This window comes from Streptomyces sp. NPDC014864 (genome assembly GCF_043081525.1).
GTDB lineage: Bacteria > Actinomycetota > Actinomycetes > Streptomycetales > Streptomycetaceae > Streptomyces.
The window spans coordinates 161027-183931 of record NZ_JBIBWT010000004.1 but is presented as its reverse complement, the minus strand read 5'-3'; the positions used below and the strand labels follow the sequence as shown (position 1 = coordinate 183931).

22 protein-coding genes, 1 tRNA gene and 2 pseudogenes are annotated in these 22905 nt (G+C 70.1%); 12 read left to right on the top strand and 13 right to left on the bottom strand.

Going from position 1 to position 22905, the window contains the following annotated elements:
• Nucleotides 1–17 precede the first annotated feature (17 nt).
• From ACF1A5_RS09445 to ACF1A5_RS09435, 3 genes and pseudogenes are all read right to left on the bottom strand, one after another.
• Nucleotides 18–331: pseudogene (locus ACF1A5_RS09445) on the bottom strand (site-specific integrase); the annotation flags it as partial.
• A gap of 45 nt (nt 332–376) precedes the next feature.
• Nucleotides 377–1864 carry an FG-GAP repeat protein gene (locus tag ACF1A5_RS09440; RefSeq protein WP_392192253.1) on the bottom strand — a complete coding sequence of 496 codons (1488 nt, stop codon included), beginning with the start codon at nt 1862–1864 and terminating at the stop codon, nt 377–379.
• Between the two features lie 265 nt (nt 1865–2129).
• On the bottom strand, nt 2130–2267 hold the full coding sequence (locus tag ACF1A5_RS09435; RefSeq protein ID WP_392192252.1) for a DUF6416 domain-containing protein: 138 nt from the start codon (nt 2265–2267) through the stop codon (nt 2130–2132).
• Nucleotides 2268–2470: 203 nt separating this feature from the next.
• On the opposite strand from ACF1A5_RS09435, the gene ACF1A5_RS09430 reads away from it, so the two are divergent.
• Nucleotides 2471–2539 (top strand) — tRNA-Phe (locus ACF1A5_RS09430).
• 73 nt (nt 2540–2612) lie between these two features.
• Here ACF1A5_RS09430 and ACF1A5_RS09425 read toward each other — a convergent pair.
• From ACF1A5_RS09425 to ACF1A5_RS09415, 3 genes and pseudogenes are all read right to left on the bottom strand, one after another.
• Nucleotides 2613–2795 (bottom strand): annotated as a pseudogene (locus ACF1A5_RS09425) (hypothetical protein); the annotation flags it as partial.
• Nucleotides 2774–3364, bottom strand: a complete 591-nt coding sequence (locus tag ACF1A5_RS09420; RefSeq protein ID WP_392192251.1) for a hypothetical protein — start codon at nt 3362–3364, stop codon at nt 2774–2776. The gene ACF1A5_RS09420 and the pseudogene ACF1A5_RS09425, both read right to left, overlap by 22 nt.
• 1333 nt (nt 3365–4697) lie before the next feature.
• Nucleotides 4698–5477 (bottom strand): DUF4253 domain-containing protein, encoded by a 780-nt coding sequence (locus tag ACF1A5_RS09415; RefSeq protein WP_392192250.1) that lies wholly within the window; start codon nt 5475–5477, stop codon nt 4698–4700.
• Between the two features lie 126 nt (nt 5478–5603).
• On the opposite strand from ACF1A5_RS09415, the gene ACF1A5_RS09410 reads away from it, so the two are divergent.
• The 7 genes from ACF1A5_RS09410 (at nt 5604) to ACF1A5_RS09380 (ending at nt 11864) form a co-directional block, all read left to right on the top strand.
• On the top strand, nt 5604–5801 hold the full coding sequence (locus ACF1A5_RS09410) for a hypothetical protein (protein ID WP_392192249.1): 198 nt from the start codon (nt 5604–5606) through the stop codon (nt 5799–5801).
• A gap of 279 nt (nt 5802–6080) precedes the next feature.
• Complete coding sequence (locus tag ACF1A5_RS09405; protein WP_392192248.1) at nt 6081–6218, top strand: hypothetical protein; 138 nt, start codon at nt 6081–6083, stop codon at nt 6216–6218.
• A gap of 80 nt (nt 6219–6298) precedes the next feature.
• Nucleotides 6299–6544: a hypothetical protein gene (locus tag ACF1A5_RS09400; RefSeq protein WP_392192247.1), complete on the top strand. Its 246-nt coding sequence runs from the start codon at nt 6299–6301 to the stop codon at nt 6542–6544.
• Between the two features lie 808 nt (nt 6545–7352).
• Nucleotides 7353–9047, top strand: coding sequence for an MFS transporter (locus tag ACF1A5_RS09395; protein WP_392192246.1), 1695 nt, complete (start codon nt 7353–7355; stop codon nt 9045–9047).
• 399 nt (nt 9048–9446) lie between these two features.
• Nucleotides 9447–9650, top strand: a complete 204-nt coding sequence (locus ACF1A5_RS09390; protein WP_392192245.1) for a cold-shock protein — start codon at nt 9447–9449, stop codon at nt 9648–9650.
• A 179-nt stretch (nt 9651–9829) separates the two neighbouring features.
• Nucleotides 9830–11320 (top strand): DEAD/DEAH box helicase, encoded by a 1491-nt coding sequence (locus ACF1A5_RS09385; protein WP_392192244.1) that lies wholly within the window; start codon nt 9830–9832, stop codon nt 11318–11320.
• Between the two features lie 223 nt (nt 11321–11543).
• A complete protein-coding gene (locus ACF1A5_RS09380; protein WP_392192435.1) occupies nt 11544–11864 on the top strand; it encodes a CBS domain-containing protein in 321 nt (106 codons plus the stop codon).
• 207 nt (nt 11865–12071) lie between these two features.
• On the opposite strand, the gene ACF1A5_RS09375 is transcribed toward ACF1A5_RS09380, so the two are convergent.
• Nucleotides 12072–12446: a hypothetical protein gene (locus tag ACF1A5_RS09375; RefSeq protein ID WP_392192243.1), complete on the bottom strand. Its 375-nt coding sequence runs from the start codon at nt 12444–12446 to the stop codon at nt 12072–12074.
• Between the two features lie 638 nt (nt 12447–13084).
• Between ACF1A5_RS09375 and ACF1A5_RS09370 the strand changes: the two genes are divergently transcribed.
• Complete coding sequence (locus tag ACF1A5_RS09370) at nt 13085–13429, top strand: helix-turn-helix domain-containing protein (protein ID WP_392192242.1); 345 nt, start codon at nt 13085–13087, stop codon at nt 13427–13429.
• Here the strand turns inward: ACF1A5_RS09370 and ACF1A5_RS09365 are convergent.
• The 4 genes from ACF1A5_RS09365 to ACF1A5_RS09350 form a co-directional block, all read right to left on the bottom strand.
• Nucleotides 13371–13994 (bottom strand): potassium channel family protein, encoded by a 624-nt coding sequence (locus ACF1A5_RS09365; protein ID WP_392192241.1) that lies wholly within the window; start codon nt 13992–13994, stop codon nt 13371–13373. The two genes, ACF1A5_RS09370 and ACF1A5_RS09365, sit on opposite strands and share 59 nt — an antisense overlap.
• Before the next feature lie 392 nt (nt 13995–14386).
• The gene (locus ACF1A5_RS09360) at nt 14387–15580 is read right to left on the bottom strand and encodes an NAD(P)/FAD-dependent oxidoreductase (RefSeq protein ID WP_392192240.1); all 1194 of its coding nucleotides are present in this window, start codon (nt 15578–15580) and stop codon (nt 14387–14389) included.
• A gap of 138 nt (nt 15581–15718) precedes the next feature.
• Nucleotides 15719–16663, bottom strand: a complete 945-nt coding sequence (gene sigJ, locus ACF1A5_RS09355) for an RNA polymerase sigma factor SigJ (RefSeq protein ID WP_392192239.1) — start codon at nt 16661–16663, stop codon at nt 15719–15721.
• A 106-nt stretch (nt 16664–16769) separates the two neighbouring features.
• The gene (locus ACF1A5_RS09350; RefSeq protein WP_392192238.1) at nt 16770–17588 is read right to left on the bottom strand and encodes a hypothetical protein; all 819 of its coding nucleotides are present in this window, start codon (nt 17586–17588) and stop codon (nt 16770–16772) included.
• 300 nt (nt 17589–17888) lie between these two features.
• Between ACF1A5_RS09350 and ACF1A5_RS09345 the strand changes: the two genes are divergently transcribed.
• The gene (locus ACF1A5_RS09345) at nt 17889–18800 is read left to right on the top strand and encodes a hypothetical protein (RefSeq protein ID WP_392192237.1); all 912 of its coding nucleotides are present in this window, start codon (nt 17889–17891) and stop codon (nt 18798–18800) included.
• Between the two features lie 238 nt (nt 18801–19038).
• On the opposite strand, the gene ACF1A5_RS09340 is transcribed toward ACF1A5_RS09345, so the two are convergent.
• Nucleotides 19039–19521, bottom strand: a complete 483-nt coding sequence (locus ACF1A5_RS09340; protein WP_392192236.1) for an SRPBCC family protein — start codon at nt 19519–19521, stop codon at nt 19039–19041.
• A gap of 224 nt (nt 19522–19745) precedes the next feature.
• Here ACF1A5_RS09340 and ACF1A5_RS09335 point away from each other — a divergent pair, with 224 nt between their 5' ends.
• Nucleotides 19746–21218, top strand: coding sequence for an aminotransferase class I/II-fold pyridoxal phosphate-dependent enzyme (locus tag ACF1A5_RS09335; protein ID WP_392192235.1), 1473 nt, complete (start codon nt 19746–19748; stop codon nt 21216–21218).
• Between the two features lie 128 nt (nt 21219–21346).
• Entirely contained in the window at nt 21347–21955 is a 609-nt protein-coding gene (locus ACF1A5_RS09330; RefSeq protein ID WP_392192234.1) for a cysteine hydrolase family protein, read from the top strand.
• A gap of 459 nt (nt 21956–22414) precedes the next feature.
• Here ACF1A5_RS09330 and ACF1A5_RS09325 read toward each other — a convergent pair whose 3' ends face one another.
• Entirely contained in the window at nt 22415–22822 is a 408-nt protein-coding gene (locus ACF1A5_RS09325; RefSeq protein ID WP_392192233.1) for a hypothetical protein, read from the bottom strand.
• Between the last annotated feature and the right edge of the window lie 83 nt (nt 22823–22905).

Below are 22905 nucleotides of genomic sequence, written 5' to 3'. Positions count from 1 at the left end.
TTTGCTGTCCTCGGTGATCAGCCGCCGCGTGCCAGATTCGTGCCAGAAGGCTTGTCGGGTGCCTTCTGAGCTGCGGCGGCCCGAGCCTTCCGGACGGTGGCGTCGAGGCCCGCGGCGACCTCCTCCTGACGCTCCTCGTCGGAGTGCTGATAGATCAGCGCCGCCTTCTCCGAGGACTGCCCCGCACGGACCATCGTGTCTTGAGCGTGGCCCCGGATCGCGTCGACAGGGTGTGTCCGGTGTGACGAAGATCGTAGAACCGGAAGCCCCCGGGCATGCCGACGATCCCCCGCGCCCACGCCGCGTCAGACAAGAGGAAGCCCCGGCGGAACATGTCCGCCGGGGCTGTTGCCCGGGACAGGGCGTGGGCTGTGTGTCAGCGGGCGAAGCCGTAGCCGAACCAGGCGTCGGTGACGGGCGCGCCGACGTCGGCGGGCCCGAAGGAGACCGAGCCGGAGGCGGTCGGGCCGGTGCTGGTGGAGCGGAAGGCCCAGACGGCGCCGTCGTAGGTGTTCTCGCCGTGCGCGGCGACGTACAGCTCGGCACGGCCGTCGTGGTTGGTGTCGGCCAGTGCGGTGTGCCCGCCGAAGAGGTCGCCCTTCTCGGCGGTGCCGGGCACACCCGTGGTGTTCTGGCTGAAGGACACGGCGCCGCTGCCGGTGAGGCCGGACGCTCCGCCGCGCAGCACGGCCACGCCGCCCGCCTCGGCGACCGTGCCGATGTCCTCACCCGGGGAGCCGACGGCCGCGTCCGCGTACCCGTCGCCGTTGGTGTCCCCGACGGAGATGCCCAGGCCGAAGTCGTCGCCGTACTCGGACACTCCGGGCACGCCCGCCGTGTCCTGGTTGATCACCGTCGTACGGGAGGTGTCGGGCCCGCTCGCCGAGCCGTACACCACCCCGACCTGCCCGCCGAGGAGCGCCGGTTCGACGGATCGCTCACCTTGGCCGTCGACGGGGCGCCCGACGACCAGGTCTGCGTACCCGTCCTTGTTCACGTCGCCGATGCCGAGGCTGGAGCCGCCGGGCATGCTGGTGCCGTCGGACCGCTTCAGGACGACCGGGTCGCTCAGCCCCTGCTTGGTGCCGTGGAGGTAGGCGATGCGATAGGCGGCGCCCGGCGGCCCCTCCTCTGTGGGGGTGTGGACGAGCCCGACGAGGTCGGTGATGCCGTCGTGGTCGACGTCCCCGGCGGCGACGTCGTCGATGACGAAGCCGGCGTCTTCGTAGCTGAGGTCGAAGGCGATGTCCGCGGACGCCGCGGCACCGGCGGTGCGGGTGAACGGACCGCTCAGCAGGCGGTTGTCCGTGGCCACGTCGAGGTGACCGTCACCGTTGAAGTCGCCGACGGTGACATGCCGGGGCGCGACCAGGCCGAGCGTGCCGCCGGCGGCCACGACCTTGCCGCCGGACAGCCCCGCCCTCCCGCCCCAGACGACGGTCACGGTGCCCGCGTCATCCACGGTCCCGATGTCCTCGCCGCTCGCACCGACGACCAGGTCCGTGTATCCGTCGCCGTCCAGGTCGCCGAGGGACAGGCCCCAGCCGAACCAGTCGCCGGTCTCGGCGGCGCCGGGTATGCCGGCCGTGTTCTGGCTGATGACCTGCCGGTGCTTGATGTCCAGCCCCTGCGAGGAGCCGTACACGACGCTCACGTACCCGGCACGGGCGTACCCGCCGACCGTGCCCCAGGGGGCGGCGACGGCGAGGTCCGTGTAGCCGTCGGCGTTGAAGTCGGCGCGCACGCTCGTCGCCCCGGCGCTCGCCGTACCGGCCGCGTGCGCGCTCACCGGGCCGACAACGGCTCCGGCGACGGCCACGGCGGCCAGGAGTCCGAGGCGGGAACGAAACTTGCGTCTTCTCATGTGGAACCCAACTCCCGCGCTGAAAGTGCAGCTGCCCGACGGAGAAGTCAAGATCCTTACTCCGCCGCCAGTACGACTCCCGTGGTGGTGGCAGGGTTGTCGTGAAAGACGGCGGGGGTTCCCGAATCGTTACAGTGGCTGCTGCTCGCAGGGCGACTGACATGCGCCGTGCGAGGTTCAAGAGGCGTGCGCCCCGCCGACGACAGACGGTCGGCGGCGAGGCGCCACGACGAGACCACCGGCCGCCAGGTCATGGGCGATGAGGTCACTCGCCGGGTCGAGCAGCCAGGAACACCGCTGCCACCGATGGGCGGACCGCGTACCTCGCGCCCGTACTCCCCTCAGGCGCCGCCCACCAGTGGAACGGATACCGCCGCCCACTGTTGCTCTGACCTTTGTCCATTCCACGCACTACACCTGCACGCGCGCCGCCAGATTCCCCTCATTCGACCAACCCAGAGCTTTGTCCGCTCGAATCCGTGTCGACGTTCCACCCCTCGCGGACGCCCTTAACGGACGTGGGTGACGTCCACGGCCGCCATCAACGCCCAGGCACACCAGCGGTCCAGGGCAGTCAGACAGGACCGTCCCCTCATGCGGTGAAGTGCCTCCGGGCGACCGGCGACCGAACTCGTGAAGCGGGTGTCGCGGGTTCGAATCCTGTCGGAGGTACCAGCCAAAAGGCCCCGGACCGATTTTAGGTTCTAGTGATCGTTGCAGCACCTCACTTGAATGGGTGCGATGGACTTCAGGATTGAGGGAAGACCGGGCCAAGCCTCAGGACCGCAAGGTCCTGGTCCCGTGGGCGGGAGGAATACTTCCGGCTCGTGGCTTCGCGTTGGGTTTCTTGGACGACGTGTGTGTACACGGCCATGGTGATGCTGACCTGGCAGTGGCCCAAGACCTCCATCACGACTCGGGGTGCTCTCCCCTAAGCGCTGCCAATGCATTGTTGAATCGGTCTTCTGCCGTCTTGGCGCTCAAGCCGTCAAGTGAAGCTATGAGCGCAATGAAAGTCTCTCGATCGGGCGACTTGAAGTCGAACACTGATCCCGTCGACGGAAAAAGCCTCTTAATGAGATCCATTGAGGCGCCGACGACCTGACCGTTTGTAGCCTCATCGTCGCCGTCTCCCAGCGCGGCCAAAGCTCCGAACCAGGCCCCGAGACGCCAGGTGGTTGCCTTGGCGAAGGCGACATTAAATGGAATCCCAATCAATGGGATCTGGCCGATCACCTTGTCCCACAGGAAATCCTGAACCAGAAATCCTAGATTTGGTTTGAGGTACTCCTTAGCAGCGTGAGCCGAGATCCTTCCTTTTCCGTAGATGGTCCGTACGTCGCTCCACAGGTCGCTGTATGCGACAAGGGCCGCCCCGTCCACGAGGATCGGCACACCGAAGCCAACGACGGCGCTGAGCCCCTGCCACCACATGTTCGATAGGGCAAGGTCCCCGGTAAGTCCGTAGACTCGCGCGGCACGATCTTCCTTTTCCCCCATACCCCCCCATTCGATCAGAATAGAGCACGGGTACTTTAGCGTTTAGGGAAGGTGCAGCCAAGAGGTCGCCCACATAAACCGCACCTCATGCGGTGAACCACCGCATCCCTGAGGCGTTTGAGGTTGGTTGGGATCAGTGATTCTTCCATCAAAGCGCCGAGACAGGAGATCGTCTTTTTTAGGGGGGCCGACGGATGTCCGAAGTCGCTCAACAGTGGGCAAGGTCGACCAACGACGACCACCAGGCACACCGAACCACCGCCCCTGAACAGGGAAAATGCAGGTCACCAAGATCTCCGGCAAGACCCCGGGCAAGAAGACATATGCGGGCAAGCGAGGAGCCTTGACGAGTGATCGCAGGTCCCAGAGGCCTCGGGGCCGGGTTGGTCGGCGTGCGGGAGAACTCCGACCTACGCGAGTTCCTCTTCGGTGGAGTAGATCTCCGGCATCGGGTGTCCCACGCCTTTGCGCCACATGTGCCGCTGGGCGTTGTACTCCGCGTCGTCCTTGAAGGGATCGCCGCCGCGAGTCGGATCTTCATGCGCGGCACCGTAGCGTCGACCGATGGCGCGTGCACCGCTTAGCTCAGTTCGCCATATGTACGAGCCGCCCATGCGCTTCCGCCGCCGAGACTTGCTCTGACCAATGACCGACGGCGTGGCTCAGGGCAGCGGGGTACAGCGAGGTATACGCGCGCCTGTACGGTCAGCTGACCCGCCATCGTGGCTGACTGTCGTCGGCTGAGGCTGAGACGCTCCGGAACCCAACTCCCCAAGGGATGTTCGAGACGAGGGACCGTGCCATTCGCGTGCCAGATCTTGCGGGGGACCACGGGGAACAACGGGGACTCGTCACAGGTGCGACCGACGGTCCAACACCACTTGGCCGCAGGTCAACGCAACAATCGCCGCCAAGAGACCCGAGCTTCCCCAGCTGAGAGCGCGAGTTCGATTCTCGTCACCCGCTCCACGAGAAACCCCCAGGTCATGGACCCGGGGGTTCTTTGTTGTCTAGACCGGTGGGCGGGAGCCGCACCACAGCCGCACCCTAAGGCGTAGCCACACCTTTGGCCGATTGCTGGAAGGATCGGAATCAGCTCTAGCTCCCTGGCCGCCGGCTCGCTGTTGATCTGGTCAATCAGGCCTTGGGGCACATGGAACGCCGTCCGCGTGTCGTTGGCTGCAGGTCCCCAGACTGCCCGACGCACCGGGAGCTTACGGGCCGTGATCACTCGCGCCAAAGCAGCGCCACCCCAAAGCCGCTACGCCGACCGCGTGCCTAAGCACAGGCCCTGGATCATCCGCGGAGCCGACGATCACTTGGCGCCAGCGAGTCAGTCCCACCAGAACGACCAGTGCGTCCGCAGCGGCAAGCTCTCCGCGTACTCGGGGAAGGGTGTCGGCGGATCATCGACGATGTTGTCGGCGGTCGACAAGACATGCTCCAGGGCAAGAAGCTCCGCGTGCGCCGCGGTCCGCGGCGGGCGGGCCACGGAGACGAACAACTCGCCTCCCATTCCCACCACCCGGGCACCGAACCGCTCCTCCCAGCTGCGCAGCAGTGCGCACACCAGCGGCAGCGGAGCCTCCGCGTTCCAGCCGAGAAGTGCCGGGATATCGGCGCTGCGCTGTGCAGGGACCAGCACGAGGCGGCACCCGGCCAGCCTGTACGGGTTTGCAGCTATGAGGTGACCGATCGTCCGCGCTGCGGCGTCCGCCGGGGAGGGATCAGCATCCGTGACCGAAGTCGCCGGCGTCAGACCCGGCCACGTCTCGAAGGGTGGGCCCGGATCGTGCGGCCACGGCGCGATACCCTCCGGCACCGGCCCCGGCTTCGGGTCCGTCCACCAGGACAGACGACGGCGCCGGTACTCGGCGAAGTCCGAGGCCAGGACGTTCTCGAGGCGGACAGCGGATATCTCTGCCAGCTCTGTCGGACGACCCAGGAACGGCCCGCCCAGCAGCGGCACCAGCCCGGTGTCTTCCTGCCCGTGCAGCAGGGGTCGCCACACGCCATCGACGTCAGACGGCAGTTCGTCCGCAACCCAGACGCACGCCGACCCCGAGGAGACGAACCGCCCCGGGGGAAGACCCTCTGGCAAGTCGAAAACCATGCCCGGACGATAGACCTCGACTTCCCTCGGTCGCGCACCGCCCCGAACGGCCGGGCTGCGTGCGTCGCCACTCGAGCGCCGGACCGGGACGCGGGCAAGCCCGCCGAGCAGCGCGAGACCCACCGCGTGCTGGAGGACACCCACACCCTGACCGGGCCCCGCAAGAGCGGTCCGTCGTTGCCCGTGCGACGGATCCTGGTCCACTCCATCGCGAACGCCCTGGGCATCACCGGGAACGAGAGTGGAATCCAAGCCCTGACCTGGCACTTCGACCAGGCGTGCTCGACGCCGAAGCCGCCGTCGACGGCTGGTACGCACTGCTGACCAGCATCCCCGCGGACCAGTCGGGCCCGGTCGAGACGCTGATCCACTACAAGGGCCAGGGAGCGGTCGAGCGCCGCTACCACGACTTCAAAGGGCCCCTCGCGGTCGCCTCGGTCTTCGTGCAGCACAACCGGCGCGTCGTTGCCCTGATCCAGGTCATCTGGCCGCCCCCGCTCGTCTTCTGTCTCATCGAACGGCAGGTCAGACGCGCGCTCGGCCCCGGGACAGACCACGGTTGGCCTCTACCCCGACAACCGCCGAGTCCGCCCCACCGGGCGCGTGATCTTCTACCCCCTCGGCGAACTCACTCTGCGGAGCGGCAACATCACCGATCCGCCCACCGTCCAGATCACCCGCGGCGTCCAACTCCACCTCCTCGACCCCGACATCACACGAACCAGCTGGCCACAGACCTGAGACGGTGACCTGCGAAGAACGGGCTGGATGCCCCTCGGCGAACAGGCCTCTGCGGGCCCGGGCTCGTTTAATGTGCCCGCGTGACCTCAACAGAGACGTCCTCGCTGATACTGCACGGCAGACGCCGTGCGTCCATCCGTCTACGGGACGGGGTGGTACTGCTGGCGGCGGACGGCGTACAGCGCCGGATACCGTTGGCGTCGATAGAGCGGATCGACGTCCACGGCCCCAAAGGCCGACGGCTGGCCGTCGGCCTGACGGGCGACGAGTCCGTGGCATACCACCTCAGGTGTCGCAGCGCCCCCGCCGTGCACGAGTTCGCGTAGGCCGTCCGCCGTGCACTGCCCGTACGGGACGCCGACGAGCCGCGGCTGGACGGGGCGGGGTTGGTGACGGAGGCGCCGCTGGAGCGGGCGACGCCGAACCGGGTCCGACAGCTGTGGTGGGGCCTGGGGGCCGCCTTCGTGCTGGTGTTCGTCCTGCTGGTGGTTACACGCGCCGGGGCGGTCCCGGTGCTGCTCTGGGTGGTGGCTCCCGAGGCGATCGGCGGCGGGGGGTTCGGCGTCCAAGGACCCGAGATCGGGCGAGAATTGGCCACAACCTCGACGGCCGCCGGACGCGGGCCTGAGCACGCTCACGGTGGACGACGCGATGGCCCCGCGGGACCTCGCCTCGCTCTTCCGGAGCCTGCGGAGCGTACCGAGCCGCCACGGCAAGCGGCCCAACGTCCCCGTCTCCGACATGGGTTACCGCACGCCCAAGGGCAGCGGCCGTGCTGTGGAACGTGCCGCCGGCGAAGAAGCCCTTCGCCGAGCTGCGGAGCGACCAGCCCTTGACCCTCCGGCAGAAGAACTGACCCCGACGCGGGCCGCCCGGGGTCGGACCCACCAACGCCCCGGCCGGCTGCACCTGCCCCGGCCCTCCGGCGGGAGTCGGCGCGGCCGCCCGCCGCCCCGGTGGCAGGCCACGCCGTCGGGTGAGTGATGCGCCCCGAGTCGGCGGCGTCCTGGCGAGGCCGGACGGAGACCTTGTGCCACCCTGGGCCGCAGGCGAAGCCGCGACATGGCCGGCTCGGGGCCTCGGAGCATGGTCCGGGCCTGCCTCGGAAGACGCGAGCAGAAGCAGGACGGAACCGTGGGGCGACGCGGCAGACAGCGGCGGACCGGCGGACCGGCCGGCGATGGGCCCGGACCGGAGTTCGGGGCGCTGTTCCTTCCCCTCGCCCTGGAGAACCTGCTGCTGACGTACACCTCGACCGCCATGAACGTGGCGCTGTCGGCGATCGTCAGGGATCTGCACACCACGCTGACCGGCGTGCAGTCCGCGATCTCGCTGTACTCCCTCGTGGTGGCCGCGTCCCTGATCGCCGCGAGCAAGATCGGGGCCCGCCACGGGTACCGGCGCACCTTCGTCTTCGGAGCGGGGGTGTTCGCCGTGGGGACGCTGGTGACCGCACTCGCCCCGAACATCACGTTCATGCTGGTCGGCTGGTCGCTGCTGCAGGGGATCGGCGTCGCACTGATGCTTCCGGCGCTGCTGTCCCTGCTCACCGAGGCGCTCTCCGGGGCCACGCGGACGAGGGCGCTGTCGGCGCTGGGCACGATCGGCGGCATCGGCGCGGCGGCCGGCCCTCTGCTCGGCGGCTTCATCACCCACTACTCCAGCTGGCGTGTGTCGTTCCTCATGGGCACCGTGGTCACGGTCGCGGTCGTGCTCCTCATGCGGCGGGCGGCCGAACACGAGCCGCCGCCCGCGCGCCCCGGGCAGCCTTTCGACGTGCCCGGGGCACTGCTGTCCGCCACCGGAGTCGGGCTGCTGGTGGTCGCCATCCTGCTTGCGGGGCGGTACGGCCTGCTCAGGGCCCGGCAGGATTCCGAGGTCCTCGGCCACACGCTGTTCCACCGCGGTGGCCTGTCGCCCGTGCCCGTCCTCGCCGGTACCGGGCTGGTGGTGCTGGTCGTGTTCGCCGTCTGGGAGCGTCACCTGGTCGAGCGGGGCAAGGATCCCCTCGTGCGGCTCTCCGTGTTGCGCAACCGCACCGTCCGGGCCGGCACACAGACCCAGGCGATGCAGTACCTGGTGCCCAACGGCGCGCTCTTCCTCGTACCGGTGTTCCTGCAGACGACCCTGGGCCTGGACGCGCTCCGCTGCGGTATCACGCTGCTGCCGACGACCCTGGGGCTGGTGCTGACCGCCGCGCCGGCCGCACGGCTCGTCGCCGCCCGGCGGATGACCCACCGCGCCGCCCAGATGTGGTCGTTCGTGTTCATCCTCGCCGGTTGCGTCGTCGTCGCTGCCCTGTTCGACCCGCGCCGGGGGACCACGGCCACGGGCCTGGCGCTGGCACCGGGTCTGTTCCTGATCGGTATGGGGCAGGGCCTGGCCACGACGGTCACCGACCTCATCCAGTCGGCCGCGCCACCGGACGAGGTGAGCGACGTGACGGGGCTCTCGCGCAGTGGCACCTACCTCGGGAGTTCCCTCGGCGTGGCGCTGGCGGGTGCCGTCATGACCACGACGCTGCTCTACTCCTTCGAGTCCGGGGCGGACGGCAGCACCGTCCTGACATCGGCTCAGAAGGAGCTGACGAAGGAGGCGCTCGAAAAGCAGGTCCAGGTCACGGCGGCGACCGACGAAGCGGTCCGCGCGAAACTCGAGGCACGTGGGGTGCCGGGGGGCGCCTCCCAGGAAGTCGTCCGCATCAACGCCTATGCCCGCGAACGGGCGCTGACGGTGGGGGTCGTGTGCATGGCCGCGCTGGCGGCTGTGGGATACCTGGTGGCGGCCCGCATCCCGCGGGTCCGTACGCGCGCACCGCGGACACCATGATGTACGTCCGTGGGTCGTCCTCGGCGCGTGTGGCCTTCGTCTCCCTTCCGGGGTCCGGCGCGCACGCCGGTATCCCGTCCGGCGGCGACGACAACGGCCGCGTACGGACCTTCACAGGAGGTCACAGCGCTGTGAGGGGAATCGTTCGCCGGCAACCCTGCACCCCCAGGAACCAATATCTGTGCTTGCGACGTCAGAAATCGACGCGGCGCACGATAAACATTCCTGCAACCACAGGTGGTGCGGAATTACTTACCGCGCAGGGCCGACACCGACGTGCTACTGTCGTCATCAGTTGCGAGTGTGGTTGCCAGAAGGATTTCCGACGGCTGAGCATCGCGGCGACACGGAATGCGCACAGGGCGTGTTCCTGGCACCGTCTCCCGAAGGAGAAACCAAATGGCTACCGGCACCGTGAAGTGGTTCAACGCGGAAAAGGGCTTCGGCTTCATCGAGCAGGACGGCGGCGGCGCCGACGTCTTCGCCCACTACTCGAACATCGCCTCCCAGGGCTTCCGCGAGCTTCTGGAGGGCCAGAAGGTGTCGTTCGACGTCGCGCAGGGCCAGAAGGGCCTGACGGCCGAGAACATCGTTCCCGCCTGACACGTCGGCACCGACGCATACTTCGCAGCTGGGGCCCGCACCTTGGGGTGCGGGCCCCAGCTCGCTTTGTTTCCAGGGTGATTCGACCCTGTCATTTCCGGCCCGTTCTCGCGATTCTCTGCGCCGCTCATTCTGCTGCGGAAATTCCTTGATACGTGCCCGCATCGAGGAGGTTCCGCATGAACCGCACACGCCCTACTCGCGCACGCCCCAATCGCACATACGACCGCTTCGGAGGAAATGCCGCCGCGGGCCGCTCCGGCACACCGCGCCGCTCCAAAGGTTACGGAAACCGACAGCCCGCGGGGGGCGAGTTCGCACCGCCGAAGACGGTCACGCCCGCATTGCCCGCCGTCGAGTCGTTCGCCGATCTCGCCATGCCGGCGCCCTTGCTGGCCACGCTCGGCCAGGAAGGCGTGACCGTTCCGTTCCCGATCCAGGGGGCGACCCTGCCGAACTCCCTGGCCGGCCGTGACGTACTCGGTCGCGGCCGCACCGGGTCGGGCAAGACCCTCGCCTTCGGCCTCGCGGTACTGGCCCGTACGGCGGGCCGGCGTGCCGAGCCGCGCCGGCCACTGGCCCTGGTCCTCGTCCCCACCCGTGAGTTGGCCCAGCAGGTCACCGACGCGCTCGCTCCCTACGCCCGCTCCGTGCGCCTGCGGCTGGCCACCGTCGTCGGCGGAATGTCCCTCGGCAGGCAGGCCGGTGCGCTGCGCGCCGGCGCCGAGGTGGTCGTGGCGACGCCCGGCCGGCTCAAGGACCTCATCGACCGCGGCGACTGCCGGCTCGACGACGTCGCCACCACGGTTCTCGACGAGGCCGACCAGATGACCGACATGGGCTTCATGCCCCAGGTCACCGCCCTGCTCGACCAGGTGCGTCCCGACGGCCAGCGGATGCTCTTCTCGGCCACCCTGGACCGCAACGTGGACCTGCTGGTCCGCCGCTATCTGACCGACCCGGTGGTCCACTCCGTCGACCCGTCGGCCGGTGCCGTCACCACGATGGAGCACCACGTACTCCACGTGCACGACGCGGACAAGCACCGCACGACCACCGAGATCGCGGCCCGGGACGGCCGGGTCATCATGTTCCTGGACACCAAGCACGCCGTGGACCGGCTGACCCAGCACCTGCTGAACAGCGGTGTCCGCGCCGCGGCCCTGCACGGTGGCAGGTCCCAGCCGCAGCGCACCCGGACCCTGGCGCAGTTCAAGGACGGTCACGTCACCGTCCTGGTGGCCACCAACGTCGCGGCCCGCGGCATCCACATCGACAGCCTCGACCTGGTCGTCAACGTGGATCCGCCCAGCGACCACAAGGACTACCTGCACCGTGGCGGTCGTACGGCCCGTGCCGGCGAGTCCGGCAGCGTCGTCACCCTCGTGACTCCCCACCAGCGCCGCGGCATGAGCCGCCTGATGGCTTCGGCCGGCATCACCCCGCGGATCACCGCGGTCCGCTCGGGCGAGGCGGAGTTGAGCCGCATCACGGGCTCCCAGGCGCCCTCCGGCGTTCCGGTGATCATCACCGCACCGGTCGTGGAACGCCCCCGTCGTGCGTCTTCGGCGTCCAGGACCCGCCGGGGCCGCGCCGGCCAGGGCCGACCCGTCGGTGCGGGGACGCGGCGCGGGGCACAGCGGCGGACCGGCAACGACTCGGCCGCCTAGCTAGGCCCTCTCTTTCGAATCTTGCCGGTGGCGCGGCGTCTCGGAAGGCACCGTCGCCCGGAGCCGGCCTGATCCGAAAGAAAGGCCCTGGGCCGACGCAGTCCCCAAAGCCCCCGTTGGCCTCCCGGGAGACGCAGTGGCCTCCGGGGCCGCAAGGGCGACCCAGCCGACCAGCCCTTACCGAAGGAGACACCCCTTGAGGCCTGCGCGGACGCAGTACGGCATGCCGGACCCCGCCCCCGTGACCGTGGTCGAGGACAGCGAAGGGCACGGACCTCGGGTATGTGACGACATGACCGTCGAGGTGGCTCTGGCCGTCATGGCGAGTGCCCGTGTCGAGTACCTGACCGTATGCGACGGGGACGACCAGAGCACGGCTCTGATCAGCCTGGCCCGGCTCGCCGTTCTCCACGACAGTTCCACGTACACGGACCGGATCCGCCTGCGGGACGTCCTCGACGGATCGCTGCCCTCGCCCGGCGCCCGCCCCGGCGGCCTCGGGGAGCACGGCCGGGCGCCCGGCGTACTCGCGCTCTCACGCTGATCCGCCTCGACCGGGCGGACACTCCACTCCAGGTCGCGTCGGCGCTGCACGTCGGCACCGACCACCCGTGACTTCACGAGGACGAGCGGGAAACCGCCTTCAGGATCCCGGTGGGGGCCCTGCCGACGCGCGTCGGCAGGGCCCCCACCGCTGTGTCGCCGTCCGCTCGGAAGCCGCCGGCCGGGGCAATGGGGCGGATGCAGCGTGTCACCGGTCGAAATAGCTCAGATCGCCCACGGTCCATGCGCTGACGTCCTTGATCGCGACGCGGTACATGCCGCCCGTCTCCGGGATGCCGAGGCTTCCCTGCAGGATCCGGGCGAGATGGAAGTGCAGATGCGTGGGCTCTTCGCCGCGACCGGACCGGTTCCCTCGCTGGCCGCGGGTGAAGACGTCCGAGAACGGACCGAGACGGTCCGAGTCCTTCAGGACCTCCGCCACCCGCTCCCTCCACACGGCCTCGGGAGCCAGCCGGCCGGTGATGACGGCACCGCCGACGACCACGGTCAGCGACATCTGATTGCTTCGCTCGGACTCCACCGCGGCGGAGATCGCGACGAGCAGCTCATCAGGGTTCGACATGACAGCAGAGCTTATGCGGCCCGCCCTTGTGCGCACCCCCCGCGGGGGTGAAGCGGCTGCGCGCTCAGCGGGAGACGGCTGCCGCCCACCGGGGAGGGCCGATCGCGGCAGGGTTCCTCCTCCACCAGCAGGGCGAAATCTACTTTCACAGAAGTAGACTTTCGCGCCCGACGTGGGTACGATTCTTCTCGTAGACACGGTCGATCGAGGCCCGCCAGACACGAACTGGCGGGTGGCTGAATACGAAGTACGCAGGTCAGTGCGGCTCTCGAGCCTCGAAGCCAAGTGTTCCCAGAACGGGTGACGGGACTGGGAGCCGCACTGGGCGGCTCGCACGTCGAGGAGCTGCCGACAGAGGTACCGGTTCATCCAGTGGTTGGTTCAGAGAGGAACGGAGGAGCAGACGCCATCAGGATCGCCCGGCCCGAGAAGCACTCGGCCCGGGTACCGCAAGACCCCGGATTGGATGGTGGTCCCCGGTCACGCAGCTGCGATCCCCCCGCTCCGCCCTGCCGGGCCGGGTAGCGGAAACAGAAGGTCGGCACAGCAGTAGGGCCGACAGATGGTGTTGAATTTCCTTCGGGGCCCTGGTGCCGTACGGCACCAGGGCCCCTCGACGCGTTGCACAGCGAGGTGACATGACATCGGACAACCCACTGAATGATCGTCTGGACGACGACGACTACCCCGCGTACTCGATGGGCCGGGCAGCCGAGATGCTCGGCACCACCCCGGCCTTCCTCCGAGCCATCGGTGAGGCTCGTCTGATCACTCCGCTCCGCTCGGAGGGAGGACATCGCCGGTACTCCCGTTACCAACTCCGGATCGCCGCCCGCGCCCGCGAGCTCGTCGACAAGGGGACCCCGATCGAGGCCGCGTGCCGCATCGTCATCCTCGAGGACCAGCTCGAGGAAGCGCAGCGCATCAATGCCGCATACCGCCGCGCCGCCAACGAATCCGCGGCCAGTTCAGGTTCCGGCTGAACACGCGGACGCGGCCGTGTCCCGTCGTACGCAGGCTCCTACTTGCCGGTTGAGTCCCTCGGGGCGTCGGAGCCGGAGCCGTCTCCGGCGGCGGCCGGGATGGCCGGAGCCTTGCTCGGCGGTGACCAGCACCCTGGCGTAGGCACCCATCACCGCCGCGGTCACCACGAGGATCACCAGCCGGCGCAGATGCAGGCGGGCGGGCAGGCTCAGCGTCGGAGGCCGGTCGCCCAGCCGCCGGACCGGCGCGGCGCAGTTGGGAGATGCGCAGGGCGAGCGCCCGCCGCCGGGCCAGAGCCGGATAGATGCCGAGGATCCAGGAGACGGTGGCGGTCAACAGCACGAAGCCGACCATCGCCTCCAGCGGTGCCACGATGCGCAGCCAGTCGGCGGAGGGTGCGATGTCACCGAGGCCGAGCGTGGCGACGGTCACCAGTGAGAGGTACACAGAGCGTCCACCGGTCCCGAGTGCTCGGACGGCTTCAACGTGCCGGAGAAGGAGAACGCTTCCGGCATGTGCGGCCAGTACACCAGAGCCCAGCCCACGGCCACGGCACAGGCCCATGTGGCCACCACGGCCACCATGCCGACAGGCCCGGCCACCCGGCGGTCCTGCTGCTCTCGCGGCCCCGGGTGGACAGCCGCCACAGCAGCGACATGACGACCCTGCTCAGGCCCCCGTGCCGGGTGGGGTGCCACAGAGTGTGGAACACGTCCCGCAGGATGATCAGCACCACCACCGCGCCGATCAGTGTGACCAGCCATTCCATGGAACCTCCCGGGCTCGCCCGCCTCGGGTCCAGCATGGGGCGAGCCCCACGCGGAGACGATCGTGCGCCACGCCTCGTCCGGCACGCCCCAGTCGATCGGGCCCCGGTCGGGGCTTTTCGGCGCCGCCAGCCGGCCGGCACCCGCCCGAGCCGCGACGCCGCAGACCCTGCGCGCCTTGAGGACGGGTCAGACCGGTGACCCGACCGCCGAGCCCGCCCGGGCCGGCTCCCGTACCACGCGGTGGCGCCGGGTCGGAATGAGCAACGGGTGGGCGACGCCCCAGGCGGCGCCCTTGCAGACCAACTCCTTGTAGCAGGCGGCGATCCGTCCCGTCAGGGCGGTCCGCACGGCGCGGTCGTCGGCGGTGACGTACTGGATCAGGCCGTCCTTGCGGCCCAGCGAGATGCACTGGTTGAAGTAGCGGAGCGGCACCTTCGGGAGCTTCCTGCCGGTCAGGCGCGCCGCGATGGCGTCGGCCGCCTGCCACGCGGTCGGGACGCCCGAGGCGCACGACATGCGCAGCGGTTTGTCGCCGGGCCCCGTCACCCTGGCCGCGTCGCCGATGGCGTACACGTCGGGGTGCGAGACCGAGCGCATGGTCCGATCGACCACGATCCGGCCCGTGCCGGTGACCTCCAGGGTGGTGGCCTTCGCGATCGGGTGGACGGCGAAGCCGGTGGTCCACACGGTGACCGCGGCGGGGATCGTCCCGCCCTCGGCCGTGGTGACGCGGTCGGCCTCGACGCCGGTGACGGCGGTGTGCTCGTGCACGGTGACGCCGAGCTTGCCGAAGACCTTGCGCAGGTGCCCGCGCCCTTTCCCGGAGAGCCAGTCGCCGAGGCCGCCACGGGCGACGAGGGCGACATCTAGGTCCGGCCGGGCCTCGGCGATCTCGCTCGCCGCCTCCAGGCCGGTGAGACCGCCACCGACCACGACCACGGACTGTCCGGCGTCCAGGCGGGCCAGGCGCTCCCGCAGCCGCAGTGCTCCGGGACGACCGGCGATCTCGTGGGTGTGCTCGGCGGTGCCGGGGACGCCGTGGTCGTCCCAGCCGCTGCCGAGGGCGTAGACGAGGGTGTCGTACGCCAGTTCCTCGGCGCCGTCCGCCGCGACGACCGCGACCGTCTTGCGGTCCACGTCGACGCCGGTGACCTTCCCGAGCTTCAGCTCGACTCCGGTGCCCGCGAACATCTCGCCGAAGGGCCGCGGCTTGAGGTCCTGGCCGACCGCGAGTTGGTGCATCCGGACGCGCTCGACGAAGTCGGGCTCGGCGTTGACGAGGGTGAGGGCGACCTCCTCGCGGCGCAGCCGTCCCGCGAGGCGCCCGGCGGCGATGGCTCCTGCGTATCCGGCTCCGAGGACGATGATGCGGTGCTGCATTTCCTGGCTCCTGTCGTCAGCGGGTTCGCCACTTGAACCGGGCCGGCCGCCCTTTCCTGACAACACTGCGATGTGAAGCACCTCACATCAGTGTCAGAAGGCGCAGAGTCGGAAGGCGCGGAGTCAGAGGGCTCAGAGTCAGAAGGCGTGGAGCAGGGGTTCACCGTGGTCGGCGGACGCCCACCGCCGGGTCGCACGTTCGAGCTTGTCGGGGTTGACCTGGTTGCGGAACGCGGCGATGCCGCCCGCGGTGACCTCCAGGCAGATGACGCCCACGACCCGGCCCTCGACGACCGCCACCACGGCGGGGCCGCCGTTGGCGGTCGTGGCGTAGACCTCGGGTGAGCCACCGGCCAGGACGCGCTTGGCCTTGCTCGGTTTGAACAGGCCCCGCATGAACTTGGCGACCGCGAGCGCGCCCTCGAACGCCTTGGCCCGGGCCGGGACCTTCCCGCCGCCGTCGCCGATCGAGACGGCGTCCTGGGTGAGCAGCCGTACGAGTGGCTCGGTCCGGCCGCTGGCGGCGGCCGCGAGGAACTCTTCGACGATCCGCCGGGCGGCGGCCTCGTCGATCTCGGTGCGGCTCCTGCCGTCCGCCACGTGCTTCTTGGCACGGTGGAAGATCTGCTGGCTGGCGGCCTCGGTGATGTCCAGGATCTCGGCGATCTCCCGGTGCGGGTGGGCGAAGGCCTCCCGCAGCACGTACACCGCCCGCTCGTTGGGGGAGAGACGCTCCAGCAGGGTGAGGACGGCGTACGAGACCGACTCGCGTTGTTCGGCGGTGTCGGCCGGGCCGAGCATCGGGTCCCCGGCGAGCAGCGGCTCGGGGAGCCATTGGCCCACGTAGGTCTCGCGCCGCGCACGGGCCGAGGTGAGCTGGTTCAGGCACAGGTTGGTGAGGACCTTCGCCAGCCATGCCTCGGGGACCTCGATGTGCTCGACGTCGGCGGCCTGCCAGCGCAGGAACGTCTCCTGCACGGCGTCCTCGGCCTCACTGGCGGAGCCGAGGAGGCGGTAGGCGATGGCCTCCAGGCGAGGCCTGGAGGCCTCGAACCGTTCCACGTCGTTCACGGTCAGGGCCATGGCCCGGATCCTAGCTCCCGGAGAGGACGCACTCCCCCGCGTCCGGTGGGCAGGCCGCGAGGGCGGTCGCGGGACGCGTCGGCGGCCCGGCCGTTCCCGGTGTGCGTCACGCGCCGACCTGCGGGGGCGCACCGACCTGCAGGGGCGGCCGGCTCGCCCCGTTGTGCGGGTACAGCCAGGGGCTTTCGGCCCCCGTTCGGAGGTGGCCGATCGCTGTCAGCGCGTCCGCCGCGTTCTTGCAGCGCGGATGCCGTGCGGCGAAGGCCGCGATGCGGTCCCGCTGGGTGACGAGCCAGTCGGCGACGGCCTGCGGGTCGCCTTCGTACCACCAGAACCGGAAGTCCTCCCACAGGAGTTCGGTTGCCCAGTGGGCCGCCAGCCGGACGAGGCCGGCGTCCGCCTCGGGGCCGGGGAGTCCCGCCATGTACTCCAGCCACGGCCCCAGGCCGTCCGTGGCGCCCGCGATGCCTTCCACGAGGTCGGTGATCTCCCCGGGGGACCGGCCGTCGGTCACGGCGATCGCGAGCAGGGCCCGGAAGGCCCGTTCGACCGCCGTACGTTCGCAGACCGGCCAGTCGATCAGCCGGGCCCCGTGCGGGCCGAGACGGTCGAGTTCACCGGACGGGTCGGTGCCGGGGCCGCCCGGACCCCAATGGCGCAGGGCGCGGGGCAGGAGGCGACGCCACAGGACGGGGTACTGGTCGGTGCTCCAGTGGTCGACGACCTCGCGCAGGAAATGCCCGAGGAGATCTTCCGGTACGGCGGACGGGTCGCCGCCGAGGATGCGCAGCTCCGGCTCCGGCGTGCAGAAGGTGCACCCCTCCACCGGCCGGTCGAGCGCGGGCGGCGGAGCGAAGATCCGGTCCACCTCGGCGAGCGCGTGCTCCCACATCGCGTACGGGTCGAGGGCGAGCTGATCAGGCATGGCAGGTACCTACCGGTGACTCCGCACAGGGCGCCTAGCGAAGAGCGTGACGCTACCACCTGACGCGCCCGGTGCCACCTGTCCCCACCCCACCCCACCGCCCGCGCGCGGTGCGCGGCGGACGGGGACGAACTGGCCACTGTGACGCTTGATCAAGTTTCGACGCTTAGAGGATGGGGCCTGATCGGCCCGCCAACCAGCCACATTCCAGGGCGACTTGACCAGCACAGGCGCAAGTGTCGCGCGTGTGGCCGGTCGAGATCACCACACTCCCTTGGGGGGACCTTGACGAGAAGTACCATGCCGAGGCGCGTACTGGCCCGCACGATGGGCGTGATCGCGGCAGTGACCGTCGCGCTCACGGCCGCACCGCTGGTGGGCACCGCGGAGGCCCAGAGCGCGGAGTCGGGAACGCTCAGCTTCAGCGGCGGTACCGGTGAGCCCATCTCGGGCGGTCAGTCGTACGCGTACACGGGCGGCGCGGTTCAGCTGTTCGACGTCCAGGGCAGCCAGGACGAGAACAGCCTGACCGTCGCGGTCGACGCGGACGAGAGCACGCGCTGGCGTCTCATCATCGCCGCGCCCGACGGTCAGAAGCTGACCGAGGGCACCACGTACACCGGGGCCAAGCAGTGGCCCTACGCCCAGCCGGCCGATCCGGAACTGCAGTTCAGCGGGACCTACAACGGGACCGACAAATGGTGCAACACCAACTCCGGGTCCTTCACCGTCCAGCACATCGCCTTCGGCCCCTACGGCTACGTCCGCGAACTGGACGCCACCTACGAGCAGTACTGCAACGGGTCGACGGTGCCGCTGAGCGGTGAGGTGCACGCGGTCATGCCCGAGCCTCCGGCCGAACTGACCCTGGGAATGACCACCGACCCCAACGGCACGGTGGACGTCCGGGACGGCCACATCACCGTCGGTGGCACCGTGACGTGCAACAAGCCGGCGAGCGTCTCGCTGACCGGGCAGGTCTTCCAGGTCCAGAACAACCGAACGCCGGGCGCGTCGTACTCGACCACCGTCGCCTGCGCCCCGGGCGCGCCCGTCCCGTGGTCCGTCAGCCTGACCAGCCAGGAACCCGACACCTCGTTCCGGCCGGGCACCGCAACGGTGCGCGGCAAGGCCAAGGCGGACGACCGCGACTACCCGGTGACCGTCGACACCGGGCAGCAGGAGTCCGAGGTCACGCTTTCCAAGGTCTGACCTCCGGCCTCGGGTGACCACGACGGCAAGCCGTGCCTACAGCGGCTGAAGCGGCTGCGCAGGCCGGTACGGCCCCTCATTCCGGGGGCCGTGCCGGCCTGCGTGGGGTCCGGGCCGGCCCGCCGGAGCGCGGAGCCGACCGCTGCCTTGGCCGAAGTGTTGCTCCGACCAGGTCCTGCCGGGGTCCTGCCGGGGTCCTGGCCCGGATACCGCGTCGGCGCGTGGGCCTGCCGGGCCGTCAGAAGCCCGTGCCCGCGCCCGGGTCCTCCGGGCGGATACGTCCGCGCCAGCCTTCGCCCTCGCCGCCCCCGCCCTCGATGTAGTTCTTGAAACGGCGCAGGTCACCCTTCACCCGCATGTCGATCACGCCCAGCGCGTCCGCGCCCTTCTCGGCGACACCGGTCGGCTCGACCTCCATCGTGAGCTCGACCCTGGTGTGCGCGTCGTCCAGCCGCTCGAACCGGACCGAGCCGCGCTGCCGGGTCTCGCCGTCGACGGACCGCCAGGTGATCCGGTCGTCCGCCAACTGGTCGACGATCTCCGTGTCGAACTCGCGCCGCACCCCGCCGATGCTGGTGGTCCAGTGGTTGTGCCGGTCGTCGAGTTGCCGGACCTCCTCGACGCCTTCCATGAACTTCGGGAACTGCTCGAACTGCGTCCACTGGTCGTACGCCCTGCGCAGCGGGACCTCCACGTCGACCGTTTCCTTGACCGTGCTCATAGATCCCTCCTGGTCCGCTGGTCGCCGGAGCCGGCCGAGCCGGCCTCCTGCCTGTGTGCCAGGCACCGGGTACCCGGGAAACCGATGTGAAGACCATGGCTTCGGGACGGGACCCCTCGCCGGAGCACGTCGCCTCCCCGGCTCCTCAACACGGGCCTGACAACTCCACGCGGGCCTGAAAACCCGGCCCGCATACCGGTCGGGCCGCTGGGAACCCGGCGCGCATGGGTGTGAATCACGCGGAGGCCCCGATCCTCGAAGCGCTGGCCGCATATCAGGACGCGGACGAACTGGGATTCACGCCCCCGGGCCACAAACACGCACGCGGCGCGGATCCACGCGCCCGCGCGGTCCTGGGCGACGCGGTGTTCCACGGCGACATCCTGGCCAACGGCGGCCTGGACGACCGGCTCACCCGGGGCCGGGTGCTGGCGCGGGCCGAGGACCTCATGGCCGACGCGGTGCACGCGGACCACACCTTCTTCTCGACCTGCGGCAGTTCCCTGTCGGTGAAGGCCGCCATCCTGGCGGTGACCTGCCCCGGCCACCGGCTCCTCGTCGGGCGCGACGCGCACAAGTCGGTGGTCGCCGGACTCATCCTGTCCGGTGTCGAGCCGGTGTGGGTGGAGCCCCAGTGGGACGCCGACCGGCACCTCGCCCATCCCCCCACCGCGGCGGCCTACGAGGAGGCGTTCAAGGAGCACCCGGATGCCGACGGGGCCCTGGTCACCAGCCCCACGCCGTACGGTTCCGCGGCCGATCTGGGGGGCATCGCCGATGTCTGCCATCGACACGGCAAGCCGCTCATCGTGGACGAGGCGTGGGGAGCGCACCTGCCGTTCCACGACGATCTGCCGACGTGGGCCATGGACGCCGGCGCCGACATCTGCGTGACCAGCATCCACAAGATGGGCAGCGGTCTGGAGCAGGGCTCGGTGTTCCACCTCCAGGGCGATCTCATCGACCCCACCGAACTGTCCTCGCGGGCCGACCTCCTGGGCACGACCAGCCCCAACGTCCTGATCTACGCCGGCATCGACGCATGGCGCCGGCAAATGGTGCAGCACGGTCACGAGCTCATCGGCGGAGCACTGGAGCTGGCCGCGCGCACCCGCGGCGCCATCGAGGCGATCGACGGCTTTCACGTCAACGACGCGATGGACTTCTGCGGCCCCGGTCTCGCCCCCGACTTCGACCCGCTCCCCGTCGTCATGGACATCAGCGACCTCGGCACCACCGGCTACCGGGCGGCCGACTGGCTACGGGCCCACCATCACATCGACGCACATCTGTTCGACCATCGACGCATCAGCGCGCAGCTCACCCACGCCGACGACGAGCGGACCACGGCGCGGCTCCTCACCGCGCTGCGCGATCTGGCCGGCCATGCCTCGGAACTCCGGGACGCCCCCCAGGTCACCGTCCCGTCCCCGGCCGAGCTGCGGATGGACCAGGCCGTTCTGCCCCGGGACGCCTACTTCTCGCGGTCCGCGACCGTCCCCACGACCGAGGCCGCCGGCCGGATCGCCGCCGAGATGATCACTCCCTACCCGCCCGGCATCCCCGTGATCCTGCCCGGCGAACGCCTGACCGAGCCGGTATTGAAGTACCTGCTCACCGGGGTCGAGGCCGGTATGTTCCTGCCGGACGCGGCCGACCAGCGCCTGGAGACCGTACGAGTCGTCGCGGACGGCTGACCGACCGCCCAGGACACCCGCACACCCCCCGTTAGCGCCGCCGGGCCACCGGGTACTCGGCAGCGCGTCCCCAAAAGCACCACACACCTCACCGGGAGACACCATGTCCGACATCCCGCCGCAGCCACATGGCTGAGAGAGCCGGACGGGCGGCGGAGGCCACGGACCGGCGGTCGGACCCGACGGGCCTCGCCCTCCTCGTGGTCGACATGATCAACACGTACGAGCACGAGGACGCCGAACTGCTCGTGCCGTCCGTCGAACGTGTCGTACCCGTCCTGGCGGAGCTGCTCGACCGGGCCCGGGGGGCAGGCGTGCCGGTGATCTACGCGAACGACAACTTCGGGCGGTGGCGCTCGCACCACGGAGAGCTGGTGGACACCGCGCTGGCCGGACCCCACGCCGGCCTGATCGAGCCGATACGGCCCGACGACGAGTCGCTCTTCGTGGTGAAGGCCCGCCATTCCGCCTTCTACGAGACGCCCCTGGCCTACCTCCTGTGGCGTCTGGGCGTCGGACAGGTGGTGCTGGCCGGTCAGGTCACCGAGCAGTGCGTCCTCTACTCCGCCCTGGACGCGCACATCCGCCACCTGGAGGTCACGGTGCCCAAGGACGCCGTCGCCTCCATCCACCCCCATCTGGCGTCCGCCGCGCTGGAGATGATGGAGCTCAACATGGGCGCCCGCATCGTCACCGCGAAGGAGATCGACTTCACGGATTCATCCGCCGGATCCTGACCGGACTCGCTTGCTGTGGGTCGTCCGCGCGTGTCTCTCCGTTCGGCGATGTGCGCGCCGTCGATACAACTCTTCGGCGTGGGTGTGTGTCTGACGTGCTGAACTAGCGTTCGCCCGCGGTTCACCGTCCGTCGCCGCCGCCCCTCTCCGGAGAGACCCGCATGCCCCACTTCCGTCCCGGCCTCCGCACGTTCCGCAGGACCGCCGGTGCCATCGGCGCGGGTGCGCTGATCGCGTTGGGGACCGCCTCCGGCGCCGTCGCCGACGATGCCGGGACCGGGCTGGTGCTGGGGGACATCGCCCCGATCGACGGGGTGAAGCCGGGGAGCACCGGCCCTGTCGCTGGCGGCCACCGCGGCCGCGGCCGTCGCCGCCGGTGCGGGTACGGTCCTGCTCGTACGCCGTCGCGCGGCCCGGCGGTAACCGCTCGGCGCTCCCTCGTGGCGCTGGTGAACGCGTTCAGCGGACAGCCGACCGCGGCCCGCCTCGGGTCACGGAGGCGATCACGGTGGAGGCGACGGCGGTCACGGCGAGGCTCCCCACCATGACCATCCCCACGCCGATCACGAAGAGGCCGCTGGAGTCGTCCGACCAGTCGGCCCAGGCGGCGACGGTCAGGCCTGCCGTGGTGCCGAGCACGGCGGCCGCGACGTGACGCCGGGATGCCGCCCAGTACACCGGCACCAGCAGCGTCAGTACCAGCCCGATCACCTGCCAGGCCGCGTACGGTCCGGTCGCGGAGCCGTCGGGGTGGACGTCACGCTGCTGGTCCCAGCCCAGCCAGGCGGCCCACAGCAGCAGCGACGCCCCGGCGGGCACGAGGACCGGCAGCAGCGGGAGCACGGGTTTCATCAGTCCTTGGCGCATGGTCCAAGCGTTCCGGCTCACACCGCTCCCGGACAGAGCACGCGTACTCAGCTCGACCCGAGTACCTGAACCGGGGTCGTGGT